Origin of the sequence: Actinoplanes italicus (genome assembly GCF_003001815.1) — a bacterium.
In the GTDB taxonomy this organism is placed as follows: Bacteria; Actinomycetota; Actinomycetes; order Mycobacteriales; family Micromonosporaceae; genus Actinoplanes; species Actinoplanes italicus.
The window spans coordinates 29,916-45,013 of the sequence record NZ_PVMZ01000029.1; the positions used below are offsets into that span (position 1 = coordinate 29,916).

The window sequence follows — 15,098 nt, forward strand, 5'->3', positions numbered from 1 at the left end:
AAAATGATCCTCGTTCGCCGGGTGGCGGCCGGACTGGCCGTCCTGATGGCGTGCACGTTCACCCCCGAGATCCCCGCGTGGGCCGCCGAACCGGACCGGCCCGAGCAGCACGTCCAGGACGTGTTCTCGGTGCCGGGCAGCCCGGCCGAGCCCCGTACCACCAGGCCCGCACCGGTGAAGCAGTTCACCCCGCCGAAGCCGGTGTGGCCGGCCGCCGCCTCGGCGGTCGTCGACCTGGGCGGCTCGGCGACGGCCCGGGCGACGGCTGCGGGTCGGATGGCCAAGGCCGGATCCCTGCCGGTCTCGGTCGCTGCCGCCCCCGGCGCGGCCTCGACGAGCCGGGCGGTGGCCGCCCCGCCCGGCAAGGTACGGGTCGAGATGCTCGATCGCGCGCGGGCACAGTCCTCCGGAGCCGCTCTGGCGGTCCGTCTCTCCGCGGCCGACGGTGCACCGGCGGCCGGCTCGGTCCGGGTCCGGATCGACCATACGGCCGTCGCCTCGGCGTACGGTGCCGGCTGGGCGGATCGTGCCCGGCTGGTCCGGCTCGACTGCGACCCGGCCGGTGACTGCCGTGCCGAGCCGCTGCCCACCGCGAAGGACGCGTCGGGTGTGTCGGCCGAGGTTCGGCTCGCCGCCGCTGGCACCGTCGTCGCGATGGCGGCGGGTGCAACGGGCAACTCCGGTGACTTCGCCGCGACCTCGCTGTCGCCTTCGTCCACGTGGTCGCACGGTGGATCCAGCGGCGGGTTCGCGTGGTCGTACGACGTGCGCACACCGCCCTCCCTGGGCGGCCCGCAGCCGAAGGTCGGCCTGAGCTACTCGTCGCAGTCGACGGACGGGCGGACCGTCTCCACCAACAACCAGTCGTCCTGGTTCGGTGAGGGCTTCGACTGGGCTCCCGGATACATCGAGCGGCGGTACGCCTCGTGCAGCGAGGACATGTCCGGCGAGAACAACAACACCACCAAGGTGTGGGACCAGTGCTGGAAGACCGACAACGCGACGATGCTGCTCAACGGGCGGTCCGCCGAGTTGATCTACAACAGCACCGACAAGCGGTGGCACTCCCGTAGCGAGGACGGTGCCTACATCGAGCGCAAGATCGGGGCAGTCAACGGCGACGACGGTGAGGCCGGTGCCGACGGTGACAAGGGTGAGCACTGGATCGTCACCACGAGCGACGGCACGAAGTACCACTTCGGCCTGAACCGGCTTCAGGGCTGGACCACGGACAAGGCCGAGACCAACTCGGTGCTCACCGCGCCGGTCTACGGCAACCACCCGAACGAGCCGTGCCGGAAGACCGCCTTCGCCGACTCCTCCTGCATGCAGGCCTACCGGTGGAGCCTCGACTACGTCGTCGACCCGCACGGCAACACCATGTCGTACTGGTACGGCAAGGACGAGAGCAAGTACGGGCGCAACAAGTCCGAGACCGATCTGGCGACGTACGATCGGGACGGCTACCTCAAGCGCATCGAGTACGGCACCCACCAGCGCGACAAGGTCGCCGGTGTCGCCACGGACACGGTCTTCACCGCGACCAAGGCTCCGATGCAGGTCGTGTTCACCCCGGCGGACCGGTGCGTGACGAACTGCACCGACAAGGCCAACTGGCAGGACACCCCTGCCGACCTGGAGTGCACCACCGGGAAGAAGTGCCTGAACTGGAGCCCGACCTTCTGGTCGAACCGCCGCCTGCAGAGCATCACGACCAAGGTCTGGAACGCCGCGGCCGGTGACTACCGGGACGTGGAACGGTGGACCCTCACCCACAGCTTCCCGGACAACGGCGACGGCACGCCGGGCAGCCTCTGGTTGTCGGAGATCGCGCACGAGGGACTCCTCGGGACCCGGACGACGGTGCCGAACATCGTCTTCACACCGGTCGCCATGGACAACCGGGTCGACACCGCGCTCCAGAACGGTCTGCGGCCGATGCGGCGGCCCCGCATCGACACGATCGTGACCGAGACCGGCGGCAAGATCGACGTCAACTACAAGCCCGCGGAGTGTGTCGCCGGCTCGCTTCCGACGCCGGAGACCAACACCAAACGGTGCTACCCCGTCCGGTGGGCGCCCGAGGACCTCGGTCAGGAGGCCGGCAAGGAGATCACCGACTGGTTCCACAAGTACGTGGTCGACAACGTCATCGAGAACGACGCGACGTCCCGTCCGACCGGGAGCCCGCTCGCGACGACGACCACGTATGCGTATCTGGAGGGCGCGGCCTGGCGCTACTCCGAGCTCGACGCGTTCACCAAGGCCAACCGCCGTACCTGGAACCAGTTCCGTGGCTATGGCGTCGTGCGCACCACCATCGGTGAGGCCGGCGAGCAGTCTGTCAGCGAGACCCGCTACTTCCGCGGCATGCACGGAGACCGTCTCAACTCCGACGGCGGGGCCAAGGTCGTCAGGATCACGGACTCGAAGAACCAGGCCGAGCTGGACGACCTCGACGAGTTCGCCGGCATGCGCCGGGAGGAGATCACATACAACGGCCTCGGCACCCCGATCTCCGGCGCGATGGACGTTCCGTGGATGAGTGCCCCGACCGCCTCGCGTACCACCGGCACCCAGACGATCCACGCCCGGTTCGTCTCGGTCGGAGAGACCCGTACCTGGACGGCGCTGGACGGTGGCCGGCCGGACCGGTGGACCCGGACGCAGCACGAGTTCGACGCCCACGGGGCACCGGCCAGAACCACCGACCACGGCGACGTCGCACGGACCGGTGACGAGCGATGCACGCTCACCGACTTCGCACGCAACACCGTGAAGTGGCTCACCTCGTATCCCTCCCGTGTCCGCCAGATCGCACTGACCTGCACCGAGGCGACCAGGACCGGACGGATCCTGACCGAGCAGGACGTGGTCGGCGACGTCCGGACGTCCTACGACGGTGAGGACTGGGGCGTCGCCCCCGTTCAGGGCGAGCCGACGCGGATCGAGGAACTGAAGAGCTGGGCGAACAACACCCCGCAGTACCTCGAGACCAAGACCATGGCGTACGACGACTACGGCCGCATCACCGACATGTGGGACGTCGCCGACCGGCGCACCGGGACCGCCTACACACCGTCGGCGGGTGGCCCGGTCACCAAGGTGGTCGTCACGAACCCGGCGCTGTGGACGGACACGACCGAGGTCGACCCGATGGGTAACGCGACCGCGGTCATCGACGTCAACAAGCGGACCACCACGAAGAAGTACGACGGACTCGGCCGGCTGACCCACGTCTGGCTGCCCGGCCGCAGCCTGAGCGCGACACCCAACTACGAACACGCCTACGGGATCAACAACACCGAGGCGAGCTGGGTCGAGACCAAGACACTCAACCCGGCCGGCGCGCAGACCACAACGATCGAGTTCTATGACGCGCTCCTGCGGGTACGGCAGCGCCAGTACACCTCGGCGACCGCCGGGCGCATCGTCTCCGACACCTTCTACGACTCGGCCGGTCGTGCCTACCTCAGCTGGGGGCCGTACCACGAGACGACGAAGCCGGTGGAACGCGCGGTCTGGCTCCCCTCGGACGGGCACGACCGGATCGACATCTGGAACCGGACGTTCTTCGACGGGGCCGGACGCGCCACCGAGCAGGTGCAGTACAGCCGCCTCACCGAGACCTGGCGCACCTCGACGCGGCACACCGGTGACCGGACGACGGTGATCCCGCCCAGGGGCGGCACCGCGACCGCGACGGTCGTGGACGCCGCCGGGAACACCGTTGAGCGCCGGCAGTACCACAACCGCGACCTGACCGGCGGATACGACCGCACGACCTACGAATACGACCGCAAGGGCAAGCAGACGGCGGTCCGGGTCAAGGCCACGGAAACCGCCGAGACGGTCTGGACGTTCGGCTACGACCTCCGCGGCCGGCAGACCTCCGCCGACGACCCGGACAAGGGCCTGACGACGACCAGGTTCGACGACGAGGGCCGGGTCACCACGGTCACCGACGCCGAGCAGCGCAGTCTCACCTACGCCTACAGCGACCTGCTGGGGCGCCGGACGGGGCTGTTCGACGGCACCGAGGCGACTCCCGCCAGGCAACTGGCGGCCTGGGGCTACGACGAGGTGCTCGACACCGCGGGCAACAGCATCTCGCGGGGTGTCGAGACCTCCAGCACCCGGTATGCCGGCGGAGCAACCGGAGCCGCGTACAAGAAGGCCGTCACCGCGCTGGACAGTGCCGGGCGGCCGACGAAGAACACGATCACCATCCCGTCCACCGAGGCCGGGCTGGCCGGCACCTACGAGTACCAGACGTCGTACAAGGCCGACGGCTCGACGGCGACCACCCGGATGCCCGCCATCGGCGGTACCGGCGGTCTCGGCGTCGAGACGCTCACCAACGGATACCAGCACACGGGTCTGCCCACGACCCTGGCCACCACGCTCGGTTCCAGCTACGTGGTCTCGACCGACTACACCGCGTTCGGTGAGGTCGGGCTGATGTCGCTGCGCAACGCGAGCGGCCGGGTGACCCAGATCGGCAACTACTACGAGGAGAAGACCCGGCGACTCAATCGGATCTGGACCACGAGGGAGGTCAACCCGGCGACGGTCTCGGACGTCTATTTCGGGTACGACGAGGCCGGTAACGTCACCTCGGCCGCAGAGTCGTCGGCCACCGCCGGTGCGGAGCGTCAGTGTTTCCGCTACGACCACCTGGCGCGGCTGACCGAGGCGTGGACCCCGAACGCCACCGACTGCGCCGCCGATCCCACGGTCGCGAACCTCACCGGACCCGCGCCGTACTGGACCTCGTGGCGTTTCGACGCCGCGGGCAACCGTGACACCCAGATCGAACACCGGACTTCGGCGGGCGAGCGTACGACGAAGTACACCTACCCGGCGCCGTCGGCCGACCTGCCGCACGCTCTGAGCAGCGTCGCGGTCACCGACTCCGGCGGCACCAAGACGTCGTCCTACGCCTACGACGACAACGGCAACACTCTCAGCCGGCCGGCGGCCACGGGGACGCAGTCCCTGGAGTGGAACACCGAGGGCAAGCTGATCAAGAGCACGGACTCCACCGGCGTCACCACGTACCTGTACGACGGTGCCGGCAACCGGCTCATCCGCAAGGATCCGGGCGGTTCGACGCTCTACCTGCCGGGCCAGGAACTGCGCGTCAACACGAGCGGCCAGCGGCAGAGCTGCACCCGCTACTACCAGCACGCCGGTCGTACCGTCGCCATGCGGACCCTGACCGGTGTCACGTGGCTGTCCGGCGATCACCAGGGCACCGCGAAGGTCGCGATCGAGGCCGCCAGTCAGGCGTTCTCACTGCGTCGCCAGGACCCGTACGGCAATGCTCGTGGCGCCACCACGGGCACCGCTTGGCCGGCCGCCATGGACAAGGGCCTGGTCGGCGGCACGCTCGACAACTCCGGCCTCACCCATCTGGGGGCCCGCCAGTACGACCCGGTCATCGGCCGTTTCGTCTCGGTGGATCCGGTCGTCGACTTCAACGACCCGGTTCAGATGCACGGCTACGGTTACGCCAACCACTCCCCGGTGACGCTGAGCGACCCGACCGGTCTCAAGCCCATCGGTGCCTACGACGAGGAGCTGCCGCCGAACAACACCGGCGGACAGCTGGACAGGAACAAGGACGGCCACAAGAAGAACCCTTGGTCGTCCGACGCTGAGGAACGCCGGGCCACCGCCAACAATGCCGAGAGGGACCGCATCCGCCAGCTCCGCAAGCGGCAGATCATGGAGGGGCAGTTCGGAATTCGCGCCCGGCTGGAGGAGCTGGTGGACGTCGACAAGAGCATGCGGTCCAGTGGTCAACGAGGTAATGGACTGCTGAGACTTCTCGGTGAGGTGGTCGAGGACTGGACCGAGGACAAGATGGTCGAGTACCTGGTCGACAAGGCTCTCGAGAACATCGATGAGGGTCGGCACGAGCCGGGCGAGGAGGCCAAGGGCAATGTCGCCTTCAATGACGTCGAGTTCAAGATCGCCTTCGAGCTGGCGATGCGTGGAAGCACCGTCGAGTCCCGCGATGAGAAGCTCATGACGATCACGAACCCGAACAACAGGGCTTTCGACGCCTACGTCGACGACGTTCGCTCGGAGTTCAAATCGGTCGATGTCCATGATCGCGACAACTACATGGATCACATCAGATCCGCCAACAAGCAGCATGCGGTTCGGGTGTACTTCTGGACGGACGAGGACGACGATGCCGGCTTGATCCAGAGCGCTATGGCGGGGTATATGGGCAATGCCGACAAGCGGAAATACAAGCCGCTACGTGAGATTCAAGTAATGGGGGCGGTGGATGCTCCGCTGCAGGAGCTCAGTGACGATCTTGACTGCACCGGCTTCGACTGGTTTGAGAGTTGCTAGTGCCAGAGCCTGAAATCGATGCGCTCGGCTTGGCCGGCATGCGCGAGGCTGTGCTGCCCTCGGGCGTCCGGTTGCTGAGCGGGAAAATCCCGCCGGGACAGCACGACGCGGTCTGGCGGAGGCTTCTGGACCATCATCCGGCGACGGGTTGGTATCCGGTGCTGGGCCAGGACGTCGAATCGGCTGCCGTACGGGCGGCTCAATTTCCGGCTGACGTTCAGGGACCGGAGGCGCTGGTCGCGGCTCGTGCGGCCGACCCGGTCGAGCGAATGCGGATACTCCACCAATCGGCTCTTGAGGAGACGACGGAGGAGTGCGACGAGGAGGAGGCGTCCGAGTGGTACGCCGCCTACGATCCGGCGACCGTCGTGGCGAGATTCGATGCTGTGAGCCCACCGGCTCGAGGTGTGCATCGGGAGACGGACGGCCACCCCCCGACTCAGGTGCTTCTGGTGGAGGCCGCTCAGGGGTACGAGGTGCCGGTTCTCGTGCCGGGGCTGATCCACCCGAACTGGTACGGCGGCCCGTCCTATCCGTCGCTGATCCCGGAGGACCATCTGGCGGTTCTACGACTCTGGCATGAGCGGCACGGCGCGGAGCTGTACTACGCGGGTGGGACGTCCCTGGAGCTCTCCGTGGCACGGCCGCCGACGACGAAGGCCGAGGTGGCACGCTGTGCGGTCGAGCAATCGGTCTACTGCCACGACCTGCTGGGCATCTTCGGTAAGCCGGCAGACGTGGCCGTCAAGCAGGTGAGCAATCACCACTGGTCCTTCTGGTGGGACTGACGGTTCCGCCCCGCCGCACCGCGAGGTGCGGCGGGGCGGAACCCCTGCATGAGACCGGCGGACGCTACTGGCGGTAGTTGGCCAGGAAGGAGCGGAGCCGCCCGATCGCGTCGTTCAGCACGTCTACCGGAGCGAGGTACACCACCCGTACATGATCCGGGGTGTCGATGTTGAATCCGGTCCCGTGGGAGAGCAGCAGGTGCTTCTGCTCCAGCAGGTCGATGATCAGGCGCTCGTCGTCGCGGATCTTGTGGACGGCCGGGTCGAGGCGGGCGAAGAGGTAGAGCGCGCCCTCCGGCTTGACGCAGTCGACGCCGGGGATCGTGGTCAGCGCCCGCCAGGCGTGTTCGCGCTGCTCGTAGAGGCGGCCGCCGGGCACGATGAGCGCGTTGATGCTCTGGTAGCCGCCGAGCGCGGTCTGGATCGCGTGCTGGGCCGGCACGTTCGGGCACAGGCGCATGTTGGCCAGCAGCTGAAGGCCCTCGAGGTAGTCGGTGTCGCGCCCGCTGAAGCCGGTGATCGCCAGCCACCCGGAGCGGAACCCGGCCGCCCGGTGCGTCTTCGACAACCCACCCATGCTGATCATCGGTACGTCCGGGGCCAGCGCCGCCGCGGTGTGGTGCACGGCGCCGTCGAAGACGATCTGGTCGTAGATCTCGTCGGTGAACACCAGCAGCCCGTGCCGTCGGGCCAGGTCGAGCATGCCCTCCAGGATCTCCCGTGAGTACACGGCGCCGGTCGGGTTGTTCGGGTTGATGATCACCATGGCGCGGGTGTTCGGGCCGATGCTGGCGGCGAGATGCTCCAGGTCGGGCTGCCAGCCGTTGCTCTCGTCGCAGCGGTAGTGCACGGCCCGGCCGCCGCACAGCGACACCGCGCCGGTCCACAGCGGGTAGTCGGGGCTCGGCACCAGCACCTCGTCGCCTGTGTCGAGCAGCGCCTGCAGGCACATCACGATCAGCTCGGAGACGCCGTTGCCGAGCATCACGTCTTCCGGCTGCACATCGGTGGCACCCTGGATCTGATACTTCTGGGCGACCGCGACCCGCGCCGAGTAGATGCCGCGGGCGTCGCTGTAACCCTGCGCGTTGCCGAGATTGTGGACCACGTCGGCGATGATCGGCTCGGGCGTCGCCAGACCCCACGGCGCGGGGTTGCCGATGTTCAGTTTGATGATCTTGTGACCGGCGTCCTCGAGCGCCTGGGCGCGGCGCAGCACCGGCCCGCGAATGTCGTACCGGACAGCCTTGAGCCGTTGCGCCTGCTTCACCCGGTCACTCTCCCACGTCGCCGACGGACCCCGCGACAGAGAACCTACCCGCCGAAGATCAGATCGAGCTGCGCGTCGAGCGCCGCCCGCGCCTCGTCGGGGGTGTACTGCCCACCGAGCAGGTAGACCCCAAGCCCCTCCATCTGGGCGAGCAGGCCACGGGCCGCGATCTCCTCATGTCGTACGGGCAGCAGGCTCCCGATGAAGCCGGCCATCTGCGCTGTCTCCTCCCGCAGCACCGCCGAAGCCGTCGGCCGCACCGCCGTGTAGGCCAGGAACGCCAGCGCCACCCGGCCGTCGGCCCGGCTCTCGTCGTCCAGTGGCAGCAGCGTCGTGATGATCGTGCGCAGCAGCTCGCGGGGCGCCGGAGTGTCGCCCAGCGCGGCGACCGCCTCGGTGACCCGCACCTGGTTGCGTTCGCGGACGACCTCCATCGCGAACGTCATCATCTCGTCCTTGGTGCGGAAGTAGTGCTGCACCATCCCGGCCGACACCCCGGCCTCGGCGGCCACGTGCCGCAGACTCACCGCTTCCAGCCCCTGCTCGGCGGCGACCCGCATCAGCGCGTCGGCGATCCGCGTGCGGCGCTCCAGCCGGTCCACCTTCTTGGGCATGGAGTACATGATGAGGCACGTGACATCGATGAATGCGGACGACCTCGACACCGCGGTCGCGGAGATGCTGGAGCTGCTGCTGCCGCTTCGACATCACGATTGGGATGTACGGGCCGGCGAGCTGGACTGGACCTGCCGCGAGACGGCGGCACACGTGGCACACGACCTGACCGCCTACGCCACCCAGCTGACCTCGCGCGCCGACGACGCGTACCTGCCCCTGGACCTGGAGGTCCACCCCGGCACCGCCCCGGGTGGGGTGCTGCGGATCGTCGCCGCCTGCGCCGGCCTGCTGGGCGCCGCGTTGCGTACCGCCGCCCCCGGCACGCGGGCCTGGCACTGGGGTCCGACCGATCCGTCCGGGTTCGCGGCCCTCGGCGTCAACGAGACCCTGATCCACACGTGGGACATCGCCCAGGGTCTGGGCCTGACCTGGACCCCGCCGCCGGACCTGTGCACCGCCGTGCTGGACCGCCTGTTCCCGGACGCCCCACCCGGCGACCCGGTCCAGGCCCTCCTCTGGTCCACCGGCCGGATCGCCCTCCCCGGCCGTCCCCGCCTGACCGGCTGGAAGCTGAAGGCCGCCCTGTCCTGACGCCTCACCGCCCCGAGGCCACCCCGCCGCCCGCTCGTTCGCCGCCCGCTCGTTCGCCGCCGCTCGCCGCCGCCCGCCGCTCGCTCGCCGCTGCCCGCCAGCCGCCCGCCGCCGCGCGCTTCAAATGTGGCGATGTGTGGCTGGGGGGTGGGCGTGGGTCACCACGCTGCTGGTCTGGCTGGGTTGTGTGGTGGGGTGTGGCTCGCGGGTGGGCGTGGGTCACCACGCCGGCGGTCGCACCGGTGATTGTCGGCTGGGTGAGGTGGGCAGGGTGGTCCAGGCGCACTCGGTGACGTAGGGCAACGCGAAGGTGTCACGGCCGAGCAGTGCCGGGTGGGTGGCCAGCAACTGGCGGACCTGGGCGAGTACGGCCGCCCGCTCGTCGGCCGGGAGCAGGATCATCGCGCTGCGGGAGCCGGCGAGGCCGAGCAGGCCGGTGGCGGTGAGCGTCTGGCTCCAGCGGAACCAGGTACGTGTCAACGGCCCGAACGGCGGTCCGAGCCGGGGTCCGGCGTCGGGGCCGGCGCCGCCGAGGATCTCGCCGAGGCGGGCCACCCAGTCGGCGCTCTCGTCACGGATGTTGCGGATCAGGCCGAGCCGTCCGCCGGGGGTCAGGACCCGGGCGATCTCGGGAAGGGCGCGGTGCGGGTGGGGCCACTGCCAGGCCTCGGCGATCAGGACGACGTCGGCCGAGGCGTCCGGCAGCGGGATCCGGTCGGTGTCGCCGCGGTGCACGGGAACCTCGGGGTGAGCGCGGCGCAGTTCGGAGAGCATCGCGCCGGACGGGTCGACGGCCACCACGTCGAGTCCGCGGGCCCGTAGCTGCCGGGTCAGGCGGCCGGTCCCGGCGCCGAGGTCGAGGACCCGCGGCGCACCGTCGGGGAGGAGCCAGTCGAGGGCCTCGGCCGGGTAGGTCGCCTGCCCGCTGCCGGGTGCACCGCCGAGATCCCGCACGCGATGATCATAACCAGCATTGTCCTAGGACGCCTTAGCGGGTGTGACGTGTTTCAGATGCCCGTGCAGCGGGCATCAGTTGATCAACGGCAACGAAGACGGCCAGGAGGGTTGACGCATGAGCTTCACCGACAAGGTCAAGAACAAGGCCGAGGAACTGACCGGCAAGGCGAAGCAGGGCATCGGTGAGGCGACCGACAACGAGCGCCTCTATGCCGAGGGCCAGGCGCAGGAGACGGCGGCGCACGCCAAGCAGGCCGGCGAGCACGTCAAGGACGCCGGTCGGGACGTTCGCGACGCCATCCGCTGAGCCGCGGAGCAGAAACCGACCGTTAGGCCGCGGAGCAGACACCGCGGGTCAGAACGAAGCAGGGGAAGCGCACCAGCGCTTCCCCTGCTTCGTGTCGTCGACGGGTCAGTCCGAGGCCTGCTGCTTGCGCCACCAGGCCTGGCCCGAGGCCGGGAGCGTGTCGATCGGGTCGTAGTAGGCGTACAGCTTGGAGAGAGCCTCGCTGTCGCCGGCCTCGATGGACGTGCGGTAGTTCTTGGTCCAGTAGGAGATGCCGTGCTCGCGGTCGTAGTCGGCGATCATGTGCACCCAGCGCTTGCCGACGAACGGCACGTCGCAGACGATCCGCGGGGTCGCGTATCCGGGCAGGTAGCCCATCAGGTCGTGCTGCAGCTGCTGGGCCTCGTGGACGGCGACGCGCCAGTGCTCGGCGTTGGGGATCATGTCGCACATGTAGAAGTAGTACGGCAGGATCCCGGCCTCGCCCTGCAGCGCGAAGCACAGGTCGAGCAGGTCGGGGGCGGTGGCGTTGACGCCGCGCATCAGGACGCCCTGGTTGCGGACGTCACGGACACCGACTTCGAGGAGGGTACGCACAGCGCGCGCCACCAGCGGTGTCAGTGAGTTCACGTGGTTGACGTGGGTGTGCACGGCCAGGTTGACGCCGCGCCGTTCGGCGGTGACGGCGACCCGGTGCATGCCCTCGACCACGTCGTCCTGCAGCCAGTGCTGGGGGAGTCCCATGAGCGCCTTGGTGGCGAGCCGGATGTCACGGACGGTCGGGACCGACAACAGCCCCATGAGGTACGCCTCGAGCTGTTTCCACGGCACGTTGGCCACGTCGCCGCCGGAGACGACGACGTCGCGCACGCCTGGGTGCTCTTTCAAATACCGCAGGTGGGCCTCGTAGCGGTCGACCGGCTTCTGGAGGAGCTTGAGTTTGGCGACCGTGGGGGTGCTGTTGCCGACCAGGTCCATCCGGGTGCAGTGCCCGCAGTACTGGGGGCAGGTGGAGAGCAGCTCGGCGAGCACCTTGGTGGGGTAGCGGTGGGTGAGGCCCTCGGCGACCCACATGTCGTGTTCGTGCAGGGAGTCTCGGGTGGCGTGCGGGTGTGACGGCCAGGCCGGGTGGCGGTCGCTGGCGACCGGGATCATGTAGTTGCGGACCGGGTCGGCGAGGAACGACGCGGTGTCCGGTGTCCGGCCGGGGACCATCGTGTTGATCATCTGGGGCGGGATGAGCATGGACATCGTCGCGTGCTGCTTCTGGTCGGTCTCGAGGTCGGTGTAGAAGCTCTCGTCGACGAGGTCGCCGAGGACCGTACGCAGCTGCTTGATGTTCTTGACGCAGTTGACCCGCTGCCATTGCGCGGACTGCCACTGTGCCGCCGTCACGTCGCGCCAGCCGGGGAACCGGGTCCAGTCCGGCTCGATCAGCTCGCGCCGCTGGTACTCGTACGGCTGGCCGGCCTCGTTGTCGGTCACCGGTTCCTCCCTCTTTCGGTTCGGATCAAGCTACCGGAGAATCTCCGGTCTAGTAACCATGTATACGCAGGATTTACGGTGAAGGCAGCTCTGTGAGAGTGTTTTTAACGCGTGGAGATCGTGAGGAGCTTGAGCATGGTGGGGTTGCGGCGGGTACTCGAACCGGTCGGCGTGCTGCCGCAGGCGGCGTGGAAGCTTGATGCGTCGCCGGAGATCGGGCCCGATGAGACGCGGATCCGGGTGCAGCGGCTCAACCTCGACGCCGCCAGTTATCGGCAGCTGGCCGAGAAGCATGCGCACAACGGGGACGCGATCCGCGCCGAGGTGCTCGACATCGTCGGCACGCGCGGCAAGATGCACAATCCGGTCACCGGTTCGGGCGGGATGCTGATCGGGATCGTCGAGCAGGTCGGGCCGGAGTCGCCGCTGCCCGTCAAGCCGGGCGACCGGGTGGCCACGCTGGTGTCGCTGACGCTGACGCCGCTGCGGATCACCGACGGGCTGGCCGCGTGGGACGGGCTCAGCGAGCAGGTGCCGGCCGAGGGGACGGCGATTCTCTTCGGGCGTTCGATCGTCGGGGTGCTGCCGGACGATCTGCCGCCTGAGCTGGCGCTCGCGGTCTACGACGTGTGCGGGGCGCCGGCGCTGACCGACCGGGTGGTGCGCGGGCATCACAAGTGGCGCGGGCAGGCGAGCGCGGAGGCCGGTGAGGACGCCGGGCGGGTGACCGTGGCGGTGCTCGGGGGCGCCGGGAAGAGCGGGTCCCTGACTCTTGCCGCCGCGAGGCGCGCGGGTGCCCGTACCAAGGCGGTCGTCGTCAACGAGGCCGAGCGGGACGCGCTGATCAAAGCCGGGCTTGCCGACGAGGTCGCGATTGCCGACGCCCGCGACCCGGTAGCGGTGAGTGAGGCCGTGGGGGAACCGGCCGACGTGACCGTCGTCTGCGTGGACGTGCCCGGATGCGAGCACGGCGCGATCCTGGCGACCGCCGGGGGCGGCACCGTGATCTTCTTCTCGATGGCGACGAGCTTCCCGGCCGCCGCGCTCGGCGCCGAGGGGCTGGCCGCCGACGTGACGATGCTCATCGGTAACGGGTACGTGCCTGGTCACGCCGATTTCGCGGTGGATCTGCTGCGTCAGGTTCCCGCGGTCCGGGAGTTGTTCGAGGCCCGGCTGGCGGCAGACTGACGGTCATGACGAACACTCCCTCGGTCCGCTACGTCAACGGCCGCTTCTACTCGGCTGCGGAACCCCGCGCCACCGCCATGGTCACCAGCGGCGACACGATCGCCTGGCTGGGAGACTCCGCCGACGCCCCGTCCGCCGACGTGACCGTCGACCTGGACGGCGCTCTGGTCACGCCCGCTTTCGTGGACGCGCATCTGCACGCCACCGACACGGGTCTGGCGTTCGACGGCCTGGATCTGTCGGTGGTGCGGTCGCCGGGTGAGCTGCTGGAGCGGGTGGCGGCGTTCGCGGCGACGCGGCCGGCCGACGGGGTGGTGCACGGGCACGGCTGGGACGAGTCGACGTGGTCGGATCAGACGCCGCCGAGCGCGGCTGAGCTGGAGCGGGCGGCGGCGGGCCGGCGGGTGTATCTGTCGCAGGCGTCGGTGCATTCGGCGCTGGCGTCGTCGTCGCTGCTGCCGGCGGCGCTCGGGGTGGACGGCTACGACGAGTCCGGGTGGGTGAAGGAGGCGGCCCACCATGCGGTACGCGCGGTCGCGCTGGGCTCGCTGACGGCGGCGCAGCGGACCACGGCGCAGACGACGGCGCTGCGCCGGGCGGCCGAGATGGGGATCGCGGCGGTGCACGAGTGCGCCGGTCCGGGCACGTCGAGCGAGGCGGACTTCGCGTCGGTGCTGGCGCTGTCCGGGCAGGGCCTGCCGCGGGTGTTCGGGTACTGGGGTGAGCTGGGCGGCGCCGAGCGGGCGCGCGAGCTGGGGGCGCACGGTGCGGCCGGTGACCTGTACGCCGACGGTGCGCTGGGTTCGCGGACGGCGTCGGTGCGGCATCCGTATCTCGACGGCGACCACGGGTGCGGTGAGGCGTTCCTGACCGCCGAGCAGGCCGCCGCGCACCTGCTGGACTGCATCAGGGTCGGGTTCCAGGGTGGTTTCCACGCCATCGGTGACGCCGCGATCGAGACGGTGCTGGAGGGGTTCGCGATCGCCGCGAAGAGCGTCGGGGTGGACCGGCTGCGGGAGGGTCATCACCGGATCGAGCACGTCGAGCTGATCGACAAGGCGATGATCGCGCGGATGGTGGAGTTCGGGGTGATCGCCTCGGTGCAGCCGGTCTTCGACGCGCTGTGGGGTGGTTCGGACCGGATGTACGCGCAGCGGCTCGGTGTGGAGCGGGCGCTGGCCAGCAACCCGATCGGGGCGATGCACGCGACCGGGGTGGCGCTGGCGTTCGGGTCGGATTCGCCGGTGACGCCGCTGGACCCGTGGGCGATGGTGGTGGCGGCCGCGGCCCCGCGTAATCCGCGGTTCCGGATGACGGTGCGGTCGGCGTTCGCGGCGAGCAGCCGGGGTGGCTGGCGTGCCGCGGCGGTCGGCGGCGTGGGGGCGCTCAAGCCGGGTTCGTCGGCGACGTTCGCGGCTTGGGAGACGCCGTCGGGAGTGGTGGACGGGCTGCCGGCGGTGCTGCCGGACGTCGACGGCGTGGAGCCGGTCCGGCCGGTGTGTGTGCGCACGGTGCTGCACGGCGACACGATTTTCGAGAGGTAACA

General features: G+C 69.5%; 10 protein-coding genes. 6 read left to right on the forward strand and 4 right to left on the reverse strand.

Annotation, left to right across the window (positions count from 1 at the left end):
- Positions 1–3: 3 nt before the first annotated feature.
- Positions 4–6,369: an RHS repeat-associated core domain-containing protein gene (locus CLV67_RS44350; protein WP_106329835.1), complete on the forward strand. Its 6,366-nt coding sequence runs from the start codon at positions 4–6 to the stop codon at positions 6,367–6,369.
- A gap of 38 nt (positions 6,370–6,407) precedes the next feature.
- Complete coding sequence (locus CLV67_RS44355; protein WP_106329837.1) at positions 6,408–7,157, forward strand: DUF4253 domain-containing protein; 750 nt, start codon at positions 6,408–6,410, stop codon at positions 7,155–7,157.
- A 64-nt stretch (positions 7,158–7,221) separates the two neighbouring features.
- Here the strand turns inward: CLV67_RS44355 and CLV67_RS44360 are convergent, their stop codons facing one another.
- Positions 7,222–8,427 carry a pyridoxal phosphate-dependent aminotransferase gene (locus tag CLV67_RS44360; RefSeq protein ID WP_106329839.1) on the reverse strand — a complete coding sequence of 402 codons (1,206 nt, stop codon included), beginning with the start codon at positions 8,425–8,427 and terminating at the stop codon, positions 7,222–7,224.
- Between the two features lie 44 nt (positions 8,428–8,471).
- Positions 8,472–9,041: a TetR/AcrR family transcriptional regulator gene (locus tag CLV67_RS44365; protein WP_106329934.1), complete on the reverse strand. Its 570-nt coding sequence runs from the start codon at positions 9,039–9,041 to the stop codon at positions 8,472–8,474.
- Between the two features lie 28 nt (positions 9,042–9,069).
- On the opposite strand from CLV67_RS44365, the gene CLV67_RS44370 reads away from it, so the two are divergent.
- Positions 9,070–9,636 (forward strand): maleylpyruvate isomerase N-terminal domain-containing protein, encoded by a 567-nt coding sequence (locus CLV67_RS44370; RefSeq protein WP_106329936.1) that lies wholly within the window; start codon positions 9,070–9,072, stop codon positions 9,634–9,636.
- Between the two features lie 219 nt (positions 9,637–9,855).
- On the opposite strand, the gene CLV67_RS44375 is transcribed toward CLV67_RS44370, so the two are convergent.
- Positions 9,856–10,590, reverse strand: a complete 735-nt coding sequence (locus tag CLV67_RS44375; RefSeq protein ID WP_106329841.1) for a class I SAM-dependent methyltransferase — start codon at positions 10,588–10,590, stop codon at positions 9,856–9,858.
- A 118-nt stretch (positions 10,591–10,708) separates the two neighbouring features.
- On the opposite strand from CLV67_RS44375, the gene CLV67_RS44380 reads away from it, so the two are divergent.
- Positions 10,709–10,900 carry a CsbD family protein gene (locus tag CLV67_RS44380; RefSeq protein WP_106329843.1) on the forward strand — a complete coding sequence of 64 codons (192 nt, stop codon included), beginning with the start codon at positions 10,709–10,711 and terminating at the stop codon, positions 10,898–10,900.
- A 105-nt stretch (positions 10,901–11,005) separates the two neighbouring features.
- Here the strand turns inward: CLV67_RS44380 and CLV67_RS44385 are convergent, their stop codons facing one another.
- Positions 11,006–12,364 carry a KamA family radical SAM protein gene (locus tag CLV67_RS44385; RefSeq protein ID WP_106329845.1) on the reverse strand — a complete coding sequence of 453 codons (1,359 nt, stop codon included), beginning with the start codon at positions 12,362–12,364 and terminating at the stop codon, positions 11,006–11,008.
- Between the two features lie 129 nt (positions 12,365–12,493).
- Between CLV67_RS44385 and kdd the strand changes: the two genes are divergently transcribed.
- Together kdd and CLV67_RS44395 are read left to right on the forward strand one after the other, a co-directional pair.
- Positions 12,494–13,552: an L-erythro-3,5-diaminohexanoate dehydrogenase gene (kdd, locus tag CLV67_RS44390; RefSeq protein ID WP_487246606.1), complete on the forward strand. Its 1,059-nt coding sequence runs from the start codon at positions 12,494–12,496 to the stop codon at positions 13,550–13,552.
- A gap of 5 nt (positions 13,553–13,557) precedes the next feature.
- Entirely contained in the window at positions 13,558–15,096 is a 1,539-nt protein-coding gene (locus CLV67_RS44395) for an amidohydrolase (RefSeq protein ID WP_106329847.1), read from the forward strand.
- The last annotated feature ends 2 nt before the right edge of the window (positions 15,097–15,098 follow it).

Bases quoted from the DNA above. Each gene is read 5' to 3' on its own strand.
- CLV67_RS44365 (WP_106329934.1), bottom strand. From the start codon at position 9,041: ATGCCCAAGAAGGTGGACCGGCTGGAGCGCCGCACGCGGATCGCCGAC.
- CLV67_RS44350 (WP_106329835.1), top strand. From the start codon at position 4: ATGATCCTCGTTCGCCGGGTGGCGGCCGGACTGGCCGTCCTGATGGCG.
- CLV67_RS44370 (WP_106329936.1), top strand. From the start codon at position 9,070: ATGAATGCGGACGACCTCGACACCGCGGTCGCGGAGATGCTGGAGCTG.
- CLV67_RS44355 (WP_106329837.1), top strand. From the start codon at position 6,408: ATGCGCGAGGCTGTGCTGCCCTCGGGCGTCCGGTTGCTGAGCGGGAAA.
- CLV67_RS44395 (WP_106329847.1), top strand. From the start codon at position 13,558: ATGACGAACACTCCCTCGGTCCGCTACGTCAACGGCCGCTTCTACTCG.
- CLV67_RS44380 (WP_106329843.1), top strand. From the start codon at position 10,709: ATGAGCTTCACCGACAAGGTCAAGAACAAGGCCGAGGAACTGACCGGC.